The 18,128-nt window shown below is 63.9% G+C and carries 13 protein-coding genes and 1 pseudogene; 9 read left to right on the top strand and 5 right to left on the bottom strand.

Annotated elements, in window-relative coordinates; translation table 11 throughout:
• The first annotated feature begins 2 nt into the window (after positions 1-2).
• Both VOI21_RS09305 and VOI21_RS09300 read left to right on the top strand, forming a co-directional pair.
• Positions 3-389 (top strand): carboxymuconolactone decarboxylase family protein, encoded by a 387-nt coding sequence (locus VOI21_RS09305; protein WP_323769565.1) that lies wholly within the window; start codon positions 3-5, stop codon positions 387-389.
• Positions 390-456: 67 nt separating this feature from the next.
• Positions 457-2,118 (top strand): ABC transporter substrate-binding protein, encoded by a 1,662-nt coding sequence (locus VOI21_RS09300; RefSeq protein WP_323769564.1) that lies wholly within the window; start codon positions 457-459, stop codon positions 2,116-2,118.
• Between the two features lie 122 nt (positions 2,119-2,240).
• On the opposite strand, the pseudogene VOI21_RS09295 reads toward VOI21_RS09300, so the two are convergent.
• The 5 genes and pseudogenes from VOI21_RS09295 to VOI21_RS09275 all read right to left on the bottom strand — a co-directional run bounded on the left by VOI21_RS09295 (position 2,241) and on the right by VOI21_RS09275 (position 10,848).
• Positions 2,241-3,106 (bottom strand): annotated as a pseudogene (locus VOI21_RS09295) (transposase).
• 319 nt (positions 3,107-3,425) lie between these two features.
• Entirely contained in the window at positions 3,426-5,117 is a 1,692-nt protein-coding gene (locus VOI21_RS09290; RefSeq protein WP_323769563.1) for a hydantoinase B/oxoprolinase family protein, read from the bottom strand.
• A 139-nt stretch (positions 5,118-5,256) separates the two neighbouring features.
• A complete protein-coding gene (locus VOI21_RS09285; RefSeq protein ID WP_323769562.1) occupies positions 5,257-7,317 on the bottom strand; it encodes a hydantoinase/oxoprolinase family protein in 2,061 nt (686 codons plus the stop codon).
• Positions 7,314-10,028, bottom strand: a complete 2,715-nt coding sequence (locus VOI21_RS09280) for a molybdopterin-dependent oxidoreductase (RefSeq protein WP_323769561.1) — start codon at positions 10,026-10,028, stop codon at positions 7,314-7,316. Before VOI21_RS09280 ends, VOI21_RS09285 begins: the two co-directional genes overlap by 4 nt.
• Positions 10,018-10,848 carry a xanthine dehydrogenase family protein subunit M gene (locus VOI21_RS09275; protein ID WP_323769560.1) on the bottom strand — a complete coding sequence of 277 codons (831 nt, stop codon included), beginning with the start codon at positions 10,846-10,848 and terminating at the stop codon, positions 10,018-10,020. Before VOI21_RS09275 ends, VOI21_RS09280 begins: the two co-directional genes overlap by 11 nt.
• Positions 10,849-11,037: 189 nt before the next feature.
• Between VOI21_RS09275 and VOI21_RS09270 the strand changes: the two genes are divergently transcribed.
• The 7 genes from VOI21_RS09270 (at position 11,038) to VOI21_RS09240 (ending at position 18,031) form a co-directional block, all read left to right on the top strand.
• Positions 11,038-11,865: a ferredoxin--NADP reductase gene (locus tag VOI21_RS09270; protein WP_323769559.1), complete on the top strand. Its 828-nt coding sequence runs from the start codon at positions 11,038-11,040 to the stop codon at positions 11,863-11,865.
• A gap of 152 nt (positions 11,866-12,017) precedes the next feature.
• Positions 12,018-13,463, top strand: a complete 1,446-nt coding sequence (locus VOI21_RS09265; protein ID WP_323769829.1) for a 6-hydroxynicotinate reductase — start codon at positions 12,018-12,020, stop codon at positions 13,461-13,463.
• A complete protein-coding gene (locus VOI21_RS09260; RefSeq protein WP_323769558.1) occupies positions 13,460-14,329 on the top strand; it encodes a UPF0280 family protein in 870 nt (289 codons plus the stop codon). The genes VOI21_RS09265 and VOI21_RS09260 overlap by 4 nt, the downstream gene beginning before the upstream one ends.
• Positions 14,322-14,906: an amino acid synthesis family protein gene (locus tag VOI21_RS09255; RefSeq protein ID WP_323769557.1), complete on the top strand. Its 585-nt coding sequence runs from the start codon at positions 14,322-14,324 to the stop codon at positions 14,904-14,906. The genes VOI21_RS09260 and VOI21_RS09255 overlap by 8 nt, the downstream gene beginning before the upstream one ends.
• Entirely contained in the window at positions 14,903-15,481 is a 579-nt protein-coding gene (locus VOI21_RS09250) for an amino acid synthesis family protein (protein WP_323769556.1), read from the top strand. The genes VOI21_RS09255 and VOI21_RS09250 overlap by 4 nt, the downstream gene beginning before the upstream one ends.
• Positions 15,482-15,692: 211 nt before the next feature.
• Positions 15,693-16,766: an aromatic ring-hydroxylating dioxygenase subunit alpha gene (locus VOI21_RS09245; protein ID WP_323769555.1), complete on the top strand. Its 1,074-nt coding sequence runs from the start codon at positions 15,693-15,695 to the stop codon at positions 16,764-16,766.
• Positions 16,767-16,822: 56 nt separating this feature from the next.
• Complete coding sequence (locus tag VOI21_RS09240; protein WP_323769554.1) at positions 16,823-18,031, top strand: ABC transporter substrate-binding protein; 1,209 nt, start codon at positions 16,823-16,825, stop codon at positions 18,029-18,031.
• Positions 18,032-18,128: the final 97 nt, after the last annotated feature.

Raw genomic sequence — 18,128 nt, 5'->3', positions numbered from 1 at the left:
ACATGAGTGCATTTGATGAAGACCTGTTCCTGAAGGGGCTAGAGCAACGCAAATCCACTCTTGGCGCGGAATACGTTGAAAAGAACCTTGCTGCGGCAGATGATTTTACCCGCCCATTCCAAGAAGCGATGACCGCTTGGTGCTGGGGCTTTGGCTGGGGCGATGAAGTGATCGACGCCAAGACCCGGTCCATGATGAACCTGTCAATGATCGGGGCGTTGGGCAAAATGCACGAATGGGAGATCCATTGCCGTGGCGCGATCAACAACGGCGTGACCCAAGACGAAATCCGCGCGATCATTCATATCATCGGCATCTACTGTGGTGTGCCTCAAGCGCTGGAATGTTTCCGGGTGGCGAAAAAGGTCCTGGCCGAAAACGAGACGTAAAATCGAATAAGACCGAAAGTGCGGCTCGGACGAGAATATTCAAACCGCACCAACAAGGAGAACTGAAATGACAAAAACAAAAACTGGAAAAACTCTGCATCCGGCGGCGCTGATGTATGCGCAAGAGCATCGTAACGGCCAGCTTGATCGCCGCGAATTTCTGACCCGGGCGACGGGCCTTGGCTTGACGGCTACCGCCGCCTACGGGTTGATTGGCGTGGCCATGCCGACACCGGCCCGTGCCCAGGTCAAAGAAGGTGGAAAGCTGCGTGTCCAGATGAGCGTCCGCGCGCTCAAAGACCCGCGGCTTTACGATTGGTCTGAACTTGGCAACCAGACCCGTGGGACGCTGGAATATCTGGTCGAGTACAATTCCGACGGCAGTTTCCGGGGCATGTTGTTGGACAGCTGGGAAATCAACGAAGATGCAACCGAATACACCCTGAACTTGCGGCAGGGCGTCAAATGGAATAATGGCGATGATCTCACTGCCGAGGACGTCGCACGCAATATCATTGGATGGTGCGACAAGACGGTCGAAGGCAACTCGATGGCCGGGCGTTTTGCCGTCCTTGTCGATCCCGAAACCAGCAAGGCGATCGACGGATCGGTCGAAGTTGTAGACACGCACACTGTCAAACTCAATCTTCCACGACCGGATATTTCGCTGATTGCGTCCATGTCTGATTATCCGGCGGCGATCATTCACGCGAACCATTCATCGGATGATCCCACCCAGTTCATTGGCACTGGTCCATATGCAATCGAAGCGCTTGAGGTCGGGATCAAATGCAATTTGGTGCGTTTGGACAACCACACGTGGTGGGGCGAAGAGCTTTTCGGACGTCCAGCGCTGGATCGGATCGAATACATCGATTTCGGAACGGACTCGTCCGCTTGGCTGGCGGCACTGGATTCCGACGAGGTCGACATGCTGCACGAAACCGTTGGGGAATTCGTGGCCGTGCTCGACGATCTCGGCTACGAGAAATCTGAATCGGTCTCAATGCAGTCGATCGTGGTCAGAGGGAATCAACTTGCCGAAGTCGACGGGAAAAAGCCATTTGCGGATGTGCGCGTACGTCAGGCAATCCAGATGGCCGTGGACAATGCGATTTGCCTCGAGCTTGGCTATAGCGGCGCAGGTACGGTAGCCGAAAACCATCACCTTGGGCCGATCCATCCCGAATACGCCGAGCTTCCCAAACCCGAATTCGATCCGGCCCGGGCAAAAGCCTTGATGGAAGAAGCCGGCATGGCGGATTTCGAATTCGAGCTGATGTCGATCGACGACGACTGGCGCAAGAATACCGCAGACTCGGTTGCCGCCCAAATGCGCGATGCGGGACTGAATGTAAAAAGGACGGTTCTTCCTGGATCGACCTTCTGGAACGATTGGGCGAAGTACCCGTTCAGTTCGACCAACTGGAACCACCGCCCGCTTGGTGTGCAGATCTGGGCGCTCGCCTATCGGTCGGGCGAGGCGTGGAATGAGTTCGGGTGGTCCAATGCTGAATTCGACGCATTGCTGGAAGAGGCGCTATCGATCGCCGATGCCGAAAAACGCAGTGCAGTGGCCAAGAAGGCAGCCGAGGTCATCCGTGCCGAAGCTGTGACGATCCAGCCTTACTGGCGCTCGGTTTATCGCCATTCGCGCGCAGGCGTCGTCGGTGCCCCAGCACACGTCGCCTACGAGCATCACCACTACAAATGGGGTTGGGCTGGCTAGGTAATCCCCCCCGATCATGAAAACGGCTTCATGCCGACCATCGCTCACGGCTGATTTTGTTGAAAACATCGGTTCGAGATTGCGGAATCTGTTTGGCTGAACAGCCGTGAGCGCCTTTCCTGTCAGGCCTTCCGCAGTTGCTGCGGTGCAGGAACGATATTGGCCAGTTTGCGGAGGTTCTGGGCGGTGGCGACAAGGAGGAATTCGTCATTCGCACCGCATGGACCACGTAATCGGAGCCTGTTCAGGCCAAGGACCCGTTTCAGGTGGGCGAAGAGCACCTCACCTTCTTCCCCAGTTTCATCGAGATCACGTATTGCCCGGTCTTTGCGCTGTCGCGTGCGACTTGGCGGGCGTCCTCATGTTCCTCGCGTGTTAACCTGCGCGCGTCCGCGTTCGGGCAGCACATCGCCTTGGACGGGCAGGCATGACAGACCTCTTTCAAGGCACGATAGCGGGCTGTCCCTTTGCCGGTCGGGCCACGGGTCGATCCGTCCGGCGTCCCAATCCTCCTTTGGCGTCGAGTTCTGGTTGTTGGCGTCTGCCTCTATCAGACTGGCGTCCACTGCCATGCGCTGGCCGTTAACCAAGCCCTCTTTGATGCACCGCGCCCCGGGCGTCTCAAACACATGGCGCAGCAATTCGCTGTCACGGAACCGGCCATGTCGGTTCTTGGAGAAGGTCGAGTGGTCAGCGACACGGTGGCTCAGATCAAGCCGGCAAAACCAGCGATATGCCAGATTCAGATGCACCGCCGCGCAGAGCCGTCGTTCCGACCGAATGCCAAAGCAATACCCGACGAGTATCATGCGTATCAGCAGCTCCGGATCTACGGACGGACGGCCAGTCAGGCTATAGAAATCTGCGAGTCCCGGTCAGATCGACGAACCGGTCGATGGCCCCGGCGCAAGTGATCCTGCGAAACGTGCTCCTCAAGTGAGAACTCGAAGAACAGCGCGGGTTGCGCCTCCTGCCTCGGTCCCATCAATGCCGATCCTCCCATCTGATGCAGGAATTGAATCAGCCGAAGGCCGTTCGATCAAGCGCGCGTTTTTCAACGAATTACGCCCAGAGCCGCCGCTCGGGCAGCCGTTCTTCAGCAAACGCGTCTACTTGGGTATCGCCTCCGTCGTTAGCCCCTGATCTGGCGTTGTGCTGGGTTGGAGACCTACCCTACGGGGCGCGCTTGGCCGGCTTTGGCGTCAGGATATGCCGCAGCCGGTACAAGGCACAACCGTGGGCCGATTGTGACCTTTGTCCCAAGCGCCCCCCTAGAGCCGCCCCGCCCTCGCCCCTTTGTCGCGGGGCTAGCTGCCGTCTGTGGGGCCAAAGAGCCTTGCCGCCTCTTCCTTTGTGTATCGGCCCAGCCGCACGTCTTCGGAAACAAGGTCCGGGTCGCGCTGGGACGGGTCGCCATAGCCGCCACCGCCCGGCGTCCGGACCCGCACCCGGTCGCCCACAGCCAAGGCGATGCCCTGCGCTTTGGACAGATGCTCTGGCACGAAACTGCGCCCGGACTGGGTGACGACAACGCGATTCACCCCGCCGTCATCGCCGCCAAGCACGCCTTGCGGGCCGAACCTGCCGTGATCCATCACGAAGCTGGCCCGCGCCGTGCCGCGCAGGATCTCAACCTCGTAGTCGAGGCCAAGTCCGCCGCGGTGCTTGCCGGCCCCGCCCGATCCCTCGTGCAGCGCATAGCGGTGGTACAGGACAGGAAACTGCTGCTCCATGATCTCGACCGGCGGAGACTTGGAAATCCCGATGGTCGAACAGCCGTTCGAAATCCCGTCCCCCTCCGCGTAGCCGCCGTAGCCGCCGCCTGAAATCTGGTACATCACATAGCTTCGGCCCTCTTCGGGCACATCGCCGCCAAGGGCGAAGTTCCCCGATGTCCCGGCGGGTGCCGCGGTGACGATATCGGGCAAGGGGCCGACCAACGCGGCAAAGACCGCCTCGGCAATCCGCTGGCTGACCTCGGCCGCACAGCCTGACACAGGGCGCGGATATTGCGCGTCCAGAAAGGTGCCCTCTGGCCGCCGAATCCTGAGCGGTTCAAAGGCCCCGGCGCTGATCGGCACATCCGGAAAGATGTGGCGCATGGCGAGGTAGACAGAGGATTGCGTGGTCGCCAGAACAGAGTTCATCGGGCCGGTGCAGGGGGCCGATGAGCCGGTGAAATCAAAGGTCAGCGTCTCACCATCGGCGGTGATCGCCAGCCGGATCTCCAACGGGTCGTTCACAACGCCGTCGCTGTCCACATAGGCGACCGAGCTATAGGTTCCCGGCGGGATGCGCGCGATGTTGGCGCGCATCTGGTGCGCGGCCCGGGTCCGCAACTCTCCGATTGCTTCGCGCACGGTGTCGTCGCCATAGCGGTCAAGCAGACGCTTCAGACGCGTCTCTCCCACGTAGAGCGCCGCCGCCTGTGCCTTGACGTCGCCGATCCGCTGGTCCGCGACGCGGATGTTGGAGCAGATGATGCCGTAGATCTCTGGATCAAGCTCACCCTCTTTGAACAGCCGCACCGGTGGCAGCCGCAGCCCTTCTTGTTCGACCTCCGTCGCGGAGGCCGAAAATCCGCCCGGCACCGCGCCGCCGGTATCGGGCCAGTGCCCGGTGTTGGACAGCCAGCAGAAAATCTGGCCGTTGCGATAGACCGGCATGGCAAAGCGCACGTCCATCAGATGGGTCCCGCCCAAATACGGATCGTTGACGATGTAGATATCGCCGGGCTTTGGCGCGGCGGCCTTGCCCGAGGCAATCATCGCGATCAGCGTCCGGGTGGAAAACTGCATCGTGCCCACAAAGACCGGCAGCCCCATAGAGCCCTGCGCGATCAGGCTGCCGTCCTCGGCAGAGTAAATCCCGTCAGAGCGGTCATTGGCCTCGGCGATCACCGGCGAAAAGGCCGCGCGCGAAAAGCTCAGGTCCATCTCGTCGCAGACCTGCTGAAGCCCGGACTGAATGACGGTAAGAGTGATCGGGTCGATGGTCATGGGCGCGCTCCTGTCCCGGCCTTGGGGCCGTGTGGAAGATCGGGGTGCCTCTGGCGGCGGTGTTTTGCGAAAGGACAGGGCCGGGGTCCGTTATAGTCCCCTAACGCCTGCGGGGCGCACGCCCGGCGGCACGCGGCGGTCATGACCGCCGCCCCACGGTGACGATGAGGTTGCCGTCGCCATCTTGCGTGGCGCTGTCGCCGGGTTCCATCACCAGCGTACAGTCCATCTGTTCAATGATCGCAGGCCCGGACACCGTCGCGTCGGCGGGCAGGAAATCCCGCCAGAATACCGGAGTCTTGACCCACCCGTCGAAATAGACCTCACGCGCGCCGGTCTGCGCCTTGGCCAGTGTCGCCCGCCGGTCAGAGGCATTGATCAGCAGCGACAGGTCAACCTCTGGCCGCCGTCCGATCACCGAGGTGTTCACATTGACAAGGGCGGGCCGGATCTCTGGCAGCTTGACCTGAAAGCGCCGGAAATAGGCCTCTTCGAACAGCGCCTGAAGCGCCTCGCGGGACGGCACCGCGTCCGACAGTGGCACCCGCAACAGATGGGTCTGGCCGATGAACTGCATGTCCACGGAGTGCACGACCAATTGCTCGGCGATCTCGACCCGTTCGCGGTTGACCGCTGCTGTCCCGGCCTCGATCTGTGCCGCAAAGGCGGCGTGGACCTCGTCCATGTCGCACAGGTCAAGCGGCCGGTTGATGGTCTGCACAAAGTCGTGCCGCAGGTCCGCGACGATACAGCCAAGCGCATTGGTGATCCCCGGTCGTGCGGGCACCAGAACACGTGGCACGCCCAGTTCCCGCGCGATGGCGCAGGCATGCAGTGGCCCCGCGCCGCCAAAGGCGAAGAGCGCGAAATCGCGCGGGTCCTCGCCAAGGGAGATTGACACCATACGGACCGCATCGGCCATCTTAGCCGTGGCAATCCGCAAGACGGCGGCGGCGGCCTCGGTCGGGTCCAGCCCAAGGGGCGTGCCGATCTTGGCCGCAAAGGCCGCGCGGATCGTGTCGAGCGAAACGCCCCCTGCCCCGGTGTTCAGCCGGTCCGGGTTCATCCGGCCCAGCAGCATGTTGGCATCCGAGATCGTCGGCTCTGTCCCGCCTTTGCCATAGCAGATCGGCCCGGGGGCAGAGCCTGCGCTCTCGGGCCCGACCTGCAACAGTCCAGCGGCATTCACCCGCGCAATCGACCCGCCACCCGCGCCCACGGTCCGCACGTCGACCATCGGCACGTGGATCGGCATGGCGTATTCGATCTCGATCTCATGCGACACCGCCGGGTCCGCGCCCCGGATCATCGCCACGTCGGTCGAGGTGCCGCCCATGTCATAGGTCAACAGATCGGGTATGCCCGCGCGCCGCCCGGTATAGGCGGCGGCCATCACGCCCGACGCGGGGCCAGACATCACCGTCTTTGCCGCCTCTTCGGCCACGATCCGGGCCGAGACCATGCCGCCATTGCCGTTCATCACCAGCAGGTCGCGCTGATATCCGCGCTCGGACAGACGGTCGGCCAACCGTTCGACGTACCGTCGCAGCAGCGGCTGGACCGACGCATTGACCGCCGCCGTGACGCCGCGTTCGTATTCGCGGCTTTCCGACAGCAGCGCATGGCCGAGGGTTATGTTGCCGTTCGGCCATTCCTCCTGCGCGATCTCCCCGGCGCGGCGCTCATGCGCAGGGTTGGCGTAGGCGTGCAGGAAATGGATCACAAGCGCCTCACACTCCTCGGCCACCAAATGGCGCAGGGCCGCGCGCAGGGCGTTCTCATCCAGCGGCCGGTATTCGGTCCCGTCCGCCAACATGCGTTCCGGCACCTCCAGCCGCAGGTCGCGCGGGATCAGCGGACGGAACTGGCCGGACATGCCATAAGCCTGCGGGCGGGTCCGCCGCCCCAGTTCCAGCACATCCCGAAAGCCTTGCGTCGTGATCAGCCCGGTCTTGCAGAGCCGCCGTTCCAAAACCGCGTTGGTCGTTGTCGTCGTCCCGTGCACGATCAGGTCAAGCGTGGCCGCGTCGACCTGTGCCGCGTCCAACGCCGCGAGCACACCATGCGCCTGATTGTCCAGCGTTGTCGGCACCTTGGCCAGACGGACCCGCCCCGCGCGGCTGTCGTAATGGACGAGGTCGGTAAACGTCCCGCCAACGTCGATCCCGGCAAAACTGCCGGTCAGGTCAGAGCGCGTCATTCAAGGCCTTTCGCAAGGATCGCCGCGCGCAGCTTGTCAGGCGTCGCGGGCAAATGGTGGATACGGACACCCGAGGCATGGGCGATGGCGTTCAACACCGCAGGCGCGGTCGGGATCAGGCAGTGCTCGCCCAGTCCCTTGGCACCATAGGGGCCATGCTGGTCTCCGCTTTCGAGGATGATCGAGGCGATCTCGGGCACGTCGCCAATGGTCGGGATCAGGTAGTCGTGCAGGTTCTCGGTCCGACCGGGGATGAACTCTTCCATCAGCGCCAGCCCGATGCCCTGCGCAATCCCGCCTTCGATCTGGCCCTCGACCAGCAGCGGGTTGATCGCGCGACCGACATCATGGGCGGCGGTGAATTGCAACAACCGCACCGTCCCCAGTTCCATATCGACCTCCAGTTCAACCATCTGCGCTGTCGTGCCAAAGACGGCATAGGGCGCGCCCTGTCCGTTTGCATCCAGCGGCAGGGTCGGCGGGTCATAGGTTTCTAGCACCTCAAGCGCGTAACCGTCGCTTTCGGGCAAGGCAATGCGCCGGGTCATGCCGTCTTCGACAAGGTCGATCCCGCCCGCGCCAAGGATGATACTGGCATCGTCTCCAACGTTGCCCAGCCGCAGGATCTGCGCCCTCAGCGCCTCACCCGCCAGCCGCGCCGCATTGCCGGTGATGAAGGTCTGGCGAGAGGCCGAGGTCTTGCCCGCATCCGGCGTCACATCCGTATCGGCGCCGACGAGGGTGATCTGCCCGACCGGCACGCCAAGGGCCGTCGCGAAGATTTGCGAAATCACCGTATTCGACCCCTGACCGATATCCACCGCGCCCTGATGCAACACGACCTCACCCGCCGAGGTCACCCCTGCCCGGATGGTCGAGGGGTTCGACATCGAGGTATTGCCGCAGCCGTACCAGCCGCCCGCCACGCCGACCCCGCGCCGCGTCGTCGGAGCCGTGGCATTGTGCGCCGCCGCCTCTGCCAACGCCCGGTCCCACGCCGGTTTCAGCGCGTCGAAACAGGCGTCGATCCCCATGCCGGTCTCAAAGACCTGCCCGGTCACGGTCGGCTCGCCGTTCTTCAGCGCGTTGATCCGGCGCAATTCCAGCCTGTCGATGCCCAGGGTGTCGGCGAGCATGTCGTAAAGTTGTTCCTGCGCCACCGCCGATTGCGGCACGCCAAAGCCACGGAACGCGCCGCAGGAGACGGTGTTGGTGTGAATCCCGACGCTCTTTGCCTCATAGTTCGGCGTGAGATACGGCCCCGACGCATGGATCGGCACCCGGTTCGCAACCGTCGGCCCCCAACTGGAATAAGCGCCGGTGTTGAACACCCCGTCGAACTGCGCCGCGATGATACGGCCGGTCGCGTCCGCGCCGATCTCCATGTGGACCGCCGAGGGGTGCCGTTTGGTGGTGGTCGCGATGCTTTCGGTGCGGGTATAGGCCATGCGGACCGGGCGTTTGAGGGTCCATGCCGCCAGCGCGACAAAAGGCTGGGCCGACAAGTCCAGCTTGGACCCAAAGCCGCCGCCGGTCGCGGTCGGGATGATCCGCACGTCCTCGGGTTTCAGCCCGAGGATACCCGCGAGCCCGTCGCGGTTCATGAAGGGGGCCTGCGTGCAGCAACTGACCTCGATCCGGTCGCCGACGCGGCGGGCGCTGGCGGCTTCGGGTTCGATATAGCCGTGTTCGATGAACCCGGTCGAAAAGTCGCCCGACACCCGGTGCGTCGCCTTTTCCATTGCCCCGGCGGCATCGCCGCGCGCGACATAGCCTCGGCACATGACGTTCCCCGCCCGCGTGGCATGAAGCAGGTCGGCCTGTCCCGCCCCCTCCGGGGTCAGGACGGCGGGGCGTTCTTCCCATGTCACGGGGAACGGCGGCAGTTCCGCCAGCAGCGCGGCAGGGCCGACCACGGCAGCGACCGCCTCTCCCTTGTGCCTCGCCTCGTCCACAGCAAAGACCGGCTGGTCGATAAAGCCGGGGATGACGCCAAAGAGGTTGTCGCCCGGCACGTCCTGCGCCGTCAGGATCAGGTCCAGCCCGGTGTCCTTGCGGTACGTCTCCAAGTCTCCGAAAGTGAACCCGGCGCGGTGGAAGGGCGACCGGATCACCGCAACGGTCAGCGTATCCGACGGCGCGACATCATCGCCGAACCGCTCTGCGCCAGAAACCTTGGGCCAGCCGTCCAGACGTTCGATCCGCGCCCCAACGCCGCCTTCGGTCACCGGTTCTGCCTCTGAGGCGTCCAGCACGGCCGCGATGATCTTGCGATACCCGGTGCAGCGGCACAGCACGCCGCCCAGAGCATCCGCAACCCGCGCCTCATCCAGAGCCTCGCCAGAGCGCAGCAGCGCCACCGCCGCAACCATCATCCCCGGCGTACAGATCCCGCATTGCGCGGCCTGATGGCGCTGGAACGACCGGGCGAGCCGTTTGGCGATCTCGTCCCCGGCGACCAGCCCCGACTGCGTTTCCACAACGCGTCCCTGCACCTGCCCCGCTGCGGTCACGCAGGCGCAGACCGGCGCGCCATCAACCAGAACGGTGCAGGCCCCGCAGTCGCCCGCGTTGCAGCCGACCTTGACGTCTATTGCCCCGGCGGTTTCGCGCAGGACCTCTGACAGGCGGGCGGTTGATGGCGCGGGGACGGACACCTCATCGCCGTTGAGGGTAAAGCCGATGTGGCCCTGCGGTTCGTCAAGCGACATGAGAGGCCTCCATAGCCTGAAGGAGAGTACGAGAGATCAAGGTCCGGACCGCCTCCCGCCGATAGGCAGCGGAGGCGCGGACATCATCTATCGGCGACAGGTCAATGGGGGCAGAGACGCAGATCGACGGCAGGTCATTGGCCGAGGCCCCGACCAGTGCCGCCTCCAGCGCAGGCAGCCTGCGTGCCACCGGAGAACAGGCACCAACCGCGACGGCGGCCCGGTCGATCCTGCCGCCTGTGGCGTCGACCACAACGGCAACCATTGCAATCGAGATGACCAGATACTTGCGCGCGCCCAGCTTTTGGAATGCCCCCCGCCCCGCTGCATCCGGGATCAGCAGGGCGGTCACGATCTCGCCCGCGCGCAGGTCCGTCTGACGCGGCCCTGTAATGAAATCGGACAAAGGCACGCGCCGGACTCCGCTTGCCCCGGCAATCTCAACCTCGGCGTTCAGCGTCAGCAGCGGCGGCACGCCGTCTGCGGCGGGAGAGGCATTGCAGATGTTGCCCGCCACGGTGCCCGCATTCTGAATCTGGACCGACCCGACCTCTCGCGCGGCCAGCTTTAGCCCGTCGAAACAGGCGGGCAGATCCGCCCGCAGGATATCCGTCCATGTTGTCGCGCCCCCAATGCGCCACAGCCCATCGTTGCGGGTGATCCCCCGCAGGCCGTCCACCCGGGTGACGTCTATCATCTGGGCAGGCGGCGCACCGTCGCGCAACGCCGGGTAGACATCCGTCCCCCCGGCCAAAAGCACACCCCCCTGAGCAAGTAGCGCAAGGGCAGCATCAAGCGATTCGGGGCGATGCAGCGTCATCCGGGCCTCTTTCCCGTTCCGGAGCGGTCCGGAACATCATTTGTGTGCAAACAATACACGCACGGTAGGAACTTGCCCGAAAAGTTGTCAATCGCCGTGATGCGTTTCGCCAAATAAATCAGATTTTGTTTGTGCACGAATGAATTTTGCCGCAGCATTTGCTCTGAAATGATGCAGCAGGAGCGCCCCATGGACGACCATCACCCAGACCTGATCCTGCGCGGAGCGCCTGTTGGATTCGCCGCCCCCGCCGGATGCCACACCCTGACGGTGACCGAAGTTCACCACTATACGGACCGCCTGTTCCGCTTTCGCGTGACCCGCCCGGCCAGCTTTCGCTTTCGGTCCGGAGAGTTCGTGATGATCGGCCTGCCCAATGCCGACCGCCCGGTGATGCGCGCCTATTCCATCGCCTCTCCTGCATGGGATGACACGCTGGAATTCTATTCGATCAAGGTGCCGGACGGACCGCTGACCCAGCACCTTCAGCAGATCCGTGCAGGCGACACCGTCCTAATGCGCCAGAAAGCGACCGGCACGCTGGTGCTTGACGCGCTGAAGCCGGGCAAGCGGCTTTGGATGCTGTCGACCGGCACTGGCATCGCGCCCTTTGCCTCGCTGATCCGCGACCCAGACACCTATGACCGGTTCGAGCAGGTCATCCTGATGCACGGCTGCCGGGAGGTCGCTGAACTGGCCTATGGCGCAGAGATCACCCACGCCACCCGCCACGATCCGCTGGTCGGAGAGTTGGCCCACGACCGCCTGCGTCTTGTCAGTTCCGCCACGCGAGAGGACTATCCGGTGCGCAAAAGGGTCACCGATCTGATCACATCCGGCGACATTTATAGTATGCTGGATGTGCCGCCGATCTCAGCGCAGGACGACCGCGTGATGATTTGCGGCTCTATGGACATGCTGGGGGACTGCAAGGCGATTTGCCTGAACCACGGGCTAGAGGAAGGGGCGAACAACAGGCCTGCTGAATTCGTAATCGAAAAGGCTTTCGTGACCTGAGCCATGATCCTGATCTCTTCAAACCTGTTGACTCAGCCCGGACGCCCGTGCGTTCGTGTACAAACGAATATCCCGGAGCAAGCCTCGTGACCGACGCAGCGACACAACGCCCCGAAAGACCGGAAAAGATCCGCTGCGATGCCTGTCCGGTCATGTGCTACATCGCCGACGGTCGCGCCGGGGCCTGTGACCGATACGCCAACGAGGGCGGGGAACTTGTCCGCCTCGATCCGCTGACCATCCTCGAAAATCGCGCCGACGTAGAACTGGTCCCCTTTCTGGACCGGGAGTGGGACGGCGAGCTTGTCAGTGGCGAGGACACGTTTATCACCGCCGTCGGGTCCGGCACGACCTATCCCGATTACAAGCCCGCGCCGTTCATCGTCGCGTCAAAGACGGCGGGCGCGGATATGATCACTGTGGTGACCGAAGGGATCTTTTCCTACTGCGGGGCCAAGGTGAAGATCGACACTGACCGCCACCTTGGCAATGAATGCGCCGCCGTCCGGGCGGACGGAGAGGTCATCGGCCATGTCACGACCTCTGAATACGGCTCTCAAATGCTGTCGCTGGGCGGCGTGCATCACCTGACCGGCGGCTCAAAGAAAGAGGGCCGCGTCACCTGCGCCTCTCTGCTTGCGCTCTGCAATGGCGAGACGGTGGCGCTGACCATCGACGACGGTGCCGATCTTGAGATCACGGCCGGCAAGGCCCCCGTCGTGAACGGCCAGCAGGAACAGCGGATGCGCGTCGGCTGTGGCTCTGCCACGGTTGGGATGTTCGCCGCCCAATGGAAAGGGCTGGTGGACGAGGTTGTGGTGGTCGATGACCACATCACCGGCATCATGTCCGAACATCAGGCGGGCAAGGTCATCGGCTGGGAACCCTCGGGCATCCGCATCAAGGGCCGCCGCTCGACCCCCGGTCGTTATTTTCAGGTGGCCGAGCCGGGCACGGGCTGGGGCGGGACCGACCTGACCGACCCGCTGACGATCCTCGACAAGTGGCAAGAGGCCAAAGGCGCGCGTCCCGGCCTGTCGCTGCTGATGGTCTCTACCACCGGGGAGCATTCAGCCTATTACGAACTGAACGACGATCTGGAACCGGTCCAAAAGGAGATGCCCGAGCGGCTGTTCCCGTCGGTCGCGCGGATCGAGGAAAACTGTGAGCCGTCGCTGACCTCTGTGCTCTTCATGGCGGGTGCCGGTGGGTCGCTGCGGTCCGGGGTGACAGAGAACCCGGTTTCGCTCACCCGGTCTGTGCAGTCGCGCCTGACCCGCGTGACCTGTGGTGGCGCGCCGGTCTTTATGTGGCCGGGCGGTGGCATCACCTATATGGCCGATGTGACCCAGATGCCGAAGAATGCCTTTGGCTATGTCCCGACACCGGCCCTTGTCGCCCCGATAGAGTTTACCATGTCCGCTGCCGACTATGCCGCGCTTGGCGGGCATATGGACTATGTCATGCCAATCGAGGACGCCCTGCGCGGAATGAAAGGACGCCAGAACGATCACCGCCTGTCTGGCCGGCGGTCCGAGGGGCGCAAGCCGGGGGCCCCGTGGCCGGTGTCGCACGGCCCCAAGGAAGATGCGTCATGAGCTGGCAAGACTCTCCGACGGCGGGCCTGTCCCCTGACGGACGGCTGCGCCTGATCCACGGGCCGATTGACCTGATCGTCACCGCCGAAGGCCCCGCCTACGCCATCCGCGCCGCGTATACCCGCGCCCGCGATGCCTTTGCGCCGGTGCTGAGCGCCCTTGCCTCTGAACTGCCCCGCCTGCGCGCGCCGCGGGGTCCGGACCTGACCGGCCCCGTGGCCCGCCGGATGCAATTGGCCACCGATCGTTTTGAACCGGCCTTTGTCACCCCGATGGCCGCCGTCGCCGGTTCGGTCGCGGACCACATCCTTGCCACGATGCTGATCCCGGAGCACGGCCTTGACCGGGCGCATGTGAACAACGGCGGTGATATCGCCCTCTGGACCGGCACGACGCCCCTGAGCCTTGCCATCTGCGAAGACCCGGTGACTGGTGCCGCAGGGGCGCGTGCCTCTGTCGCGGCCAGTGACGGGATCGGCGGCGTCGCCACCTCGGGCTGGCGCGGCCGCTCACATTCGCTAGGCATCGCCGACGCGGTGACGGTGCTTGCCCGTGATGCTGCGACAGCCGATGCCGCCGCCACGCTGATCGCCAATGCGGTCGACCTGCAGGACCACCCCGGCGTCCGCCGCGCGCCCGCGCGCAGCCTTGCCCCTGACAGCGATCTTGGCGACCGTCTGGTGACCACCGATGTCGCCCCGCTGTCGGACCGCGCCCTGAGCCGCGCCCTAAAGGCCGGTATGATCGTTGCCGAAGAGTACCGCGACCGCGGCCTGATCGTCGCCGCATGTCTGGCTTGCCAAGGCATGCGGCGCACCGTTGGGTCCAACGTCGCCGAACATGGAAAGACCCTTGCCCATGCCTGAACCCAAGATCCGCAAGACCGCGATCCTGACCGAAACCATCTGGCACGAAGGCGGCCCCGTCGCCGAAAAGCCCCTGCGCCGGGCCGCCATCATGGCGGTCATCGCCAACCCGTTTGCCGGACGTTATGTGGAGGACATTCAGCCCTTCATGAAAGATCTGGAGCCGCTTGGCGAGCAGATGGCGCAGGACCTGATAGACGCGCTTGGCGGTGACGCCTCGGTGATCGAGGGCTACGGCAAGGGCGCGATCATCGGCACAAACGGAGAGCTGGAACACGGCGCGCTCTGGCACGCACCCGGCGGCTACGCGATGCGCGCCAAGATCGAGAAATCCATGGCCATCGTGCCCTCGACCAAAAAGGTCGGCGGGCCGGGGACAAAGCTGGACGTGCCGATCACCCATGCCAACGCCTCATACGTGCGGTCGCATTTCGACTCGATCGAGGTCGGGCTTGCGGATGCGCCAAAGGCCGACGAGATGCTGCTGGTGCTGGTGATGACCACCGGCGCGCGCGTCCACAACCGAGCCGGGGGCCTCAAGGCTGAGGACGTCAAGGGCGAGGACGGGCTTCGGTGAAGATACGCAAGATCATCACTTTGGCCGAAGAGGTCCGGACCGAGATGGGACAGACCCTGGCGCCGCCGTCGCGCCGGGCGCTGGCGGCGGCGGTGATCGAAAACCCCTTTGCCGGGGTATATGCCGACGACCTGAGCGACCTGATGGAAACCGGCGCCAAGCTGGGCGACCTGCTGGGCAGAGAGGCACTGGCCGCCTTGGGGTGCGCCGCCGCCGATGTCCAAGGCTACGGCAAGGCCGCACTTGTCGGAGAGGCTGGCGAGCTGGAACATGCCGCCGCCCTCTTGCACCCGCAATTGGGCGCGCCGCTGCGCGCCGTGCTGGGTGGTGGCAAGGCGCTGGTGCCCTCGTCGAAATCCATGGGCGGCCCCGGTGTCGTGCTGGACGTGCCGCTGGGCCACAAGGACGCCGCCTATGTCCGCAGCCATTTCGACGGGATGCGGGTCTCTATCCCGGATGCCCCGCGCCCGGCAGAGATTGTCGTCGCCGTGGCGTTGCAACTGACCGGGCGGCCCCTGCCGCGCGTCGGCGGGCTGACCCATGACGACTTGGTTGGTGAGGACGGGCTGAGATGATGCACGGCTTGCGCCATAAGCCGCCTCTCCTCACAGGTGGAGGTCACGGGGACCGCCCTCGCCCCTCTGACCGCAAGGACCCAATGCGCAGGGCACTGGCCGCACAGGTGGACCAACTCGTTCCTGAGACCAAACGCAGACCACATGCGGGCCGTCGCGCGCCCCCGTTATCCGGCGCGCCATTTCGCACAGACCACAAGGAGCCGACACGATGACCCAATTCGTCCGCAACGCCTGGTATGTCGTCGCCTGGTCCACAGAGATCGACGATCAGCTTCGACGCTATACGCTGCTGAATGAACACGTGGTCATGTTTCGCAAATCAGACGGGTCTATTGCCGCGCTCGAAGACAGGTGCCCGCACCGCCAGCTGCCGCTGTCCAAAGGCAAGCGGATCGGCGATACAGTGCAATGCGGCTATCATGGCCTGACCTTCGACGGCACGACAGGCATGTGTACCCGCGTCCCCGGACAGACAAACCTGCCGAAATCCGCCTATGTCGAGACCTTCCCGGTAGAGGAACGCCACGGCATCGTCTGGATCTGGATGGGAGACCCGGACAAGGCAGACCGCTCCAAGATCTTCGACTTGCCGCAATTCGACGCGCCCGGCTGGAAGGTCCATCACGGCGACGCGCTGCACCTGAAGGCCAACTACCTCAACGTGGCCGAAAATCTTGTCGACCCGGCCCATATCAGTTTTGTGCACCCCACCACCCTTGGCTCATCCGCGTCGGAAAACGTGCCCGTGCATGTCCAGACCGACGGCGATGCCATTCTGGCGTGGCGCTGGATTCGTGACGCGGAACCCGTGGGGTTCTTCAAGGGGTTTGGCGGGTTCACCGGCAACGTTGACCGCTGGCACTACTACTATCTTTACACCCCAAGCACCGCCGTCATCGACTTTGGCTCTGCCCCCGTCGAGGACAAGATCGGAGAGGACGAGCGCGACAAGGGCGTTCGCATTTTCGCGCTGCATTTCGTCACCCCGGTGACCGAGGACTATACAATCGACCGCTGGATGCACATCCGCAACTCGGCCCTCGACGATCCCACGGCAGAGGCGACAATGGACAAGATGTTCCGGGTCGCCTTTGCCGAGGACAAGGAGGTGCTGGAGGCCATTCACGAAGAAGAAAACCGGCCCAACAAGCGCCGCCCCATCCGCATCGCCATCGACAAGGGGCCGCTGGTATACCGCAAACGGATCAACGAGTTGCTGGAACTGGAACAGACAGAGGACCTCGCTTCTCATCCTTCCCCGGCGTATGTCTACCACGATTGACCGGCGTCAGACCGGATAACCCGGCCAAAACGGCCAGCCAACAGAGGACACAACGCATGACCCTGACGAGACGTATGATGCTCGCCGCCGCCACCGCCCTGGCGCTGGCCCCTGCTGCCGCGATGGCGCAGGACACCATCAAAATCGGCGAAATCAACCACTATAAGCGCATGGCCGCCTTCGCCGATCCCTACAAGAAGGGGATCGAGTTGGGGCTGAAAGAGATCAACGCCAAGGGCGGCGTGCTGGGCAAGCCGCTGGAGTTCATCTACCGCGATGATCAGGGCGACCCGGCCGAAGCGGTGAAGATCGCCGAGGAACTGATGACCCGCGATGGCGCGGTAATGCTGACCGGTTCGATCCTGTCGCACGTGGGTCTTGCGCTGTCGTCCTTCGCCGCCGAAAAGGGCTATCTCTACCTCGCGGCGGAACCGCTTGCCGACAGCCTTGTCTGGACGTCGGGCAACCCCAACACCTTCCGCCTGCGCGCCTCGACCTGGATTCAGGCCGCCATGCTGGCCGAAGAGGCCGCCAAGACCGACGCGGTGAAATACGCCACAATCGCGCCGAACTATGCCTACGGGCAGGACGCGGTCGCGGCGTTCAAGGAAAACCTCTTGCGCCTGAAGCCCGAGGTTGAGTTCGTCGCCGAACAGTGGCCCGCGCTGTTCAAGATCGACGCCGGTGCCGAGGTGCAGGCCATCGAACGCGCCAAACCCGACGCGATCTATAACGTGACCTTCGGCACCGACCTTGCCAAGTTCGTCCGCGAAGGCGGCGACCGCGGTCTGTTCGAGGGCCGTCAGGTTTACGGCCTGCTGACAGGAGAGCCGGAATACCTTGAGCCTTTGGCCGATGAGGCCCCCGAGGGCTGGGTCGTCACCGGGTATCCCTGGTACGCATTCGAGGATGGCACCCCGGAAAAGGCATTTGCGGACGCCTATACCGCAGAAACCGGTGAGACGCCGAAGATCGGCTCGCTTGTCGGCTACCTTGACGTTCTCTCCATCGCCGCCGCCATCGAAAAGGCCGGGGCCACGGATACCGCCAGCCTGATCGCCGCATTCGAAGGTCTGGAAATCCCGGAAACGCCAATCGGGCCGCTGATGTACCGCGCCGTCGACAACCAGTCGACGATGGGTGCCTATGTCGGAACCATCGCACTGCAAGACGGCAAAGGCGTCATGGTCGACTGGTCCTACAAGGGTCCGGATGGCTACATGCCGTCGGACGAAGAAATCAAGGCGATGCGCCCGGCCGAGTGACCGGCGCACCTGACCAATCGATGTCGGGAGGCTGTCTGCCTCCCGACACCTCCGGTGCCTTCCCCCCAAGACTATTACCGGCACGTAGAAGACCGGG

It is taken from the genome of Antarctobacter sp. (genome assembly GCF_034670325.1).
GTDB lineage: Bacteria > Pseudomonadota > Alphaproteobacteria > Rhodobacterales > Rhodobacteraceae > Antarctobacter.
Note: the sequence above shows the minus strand (reverse complement) of the source record. Positions and strands in the feature narration are given on the sequence as shown.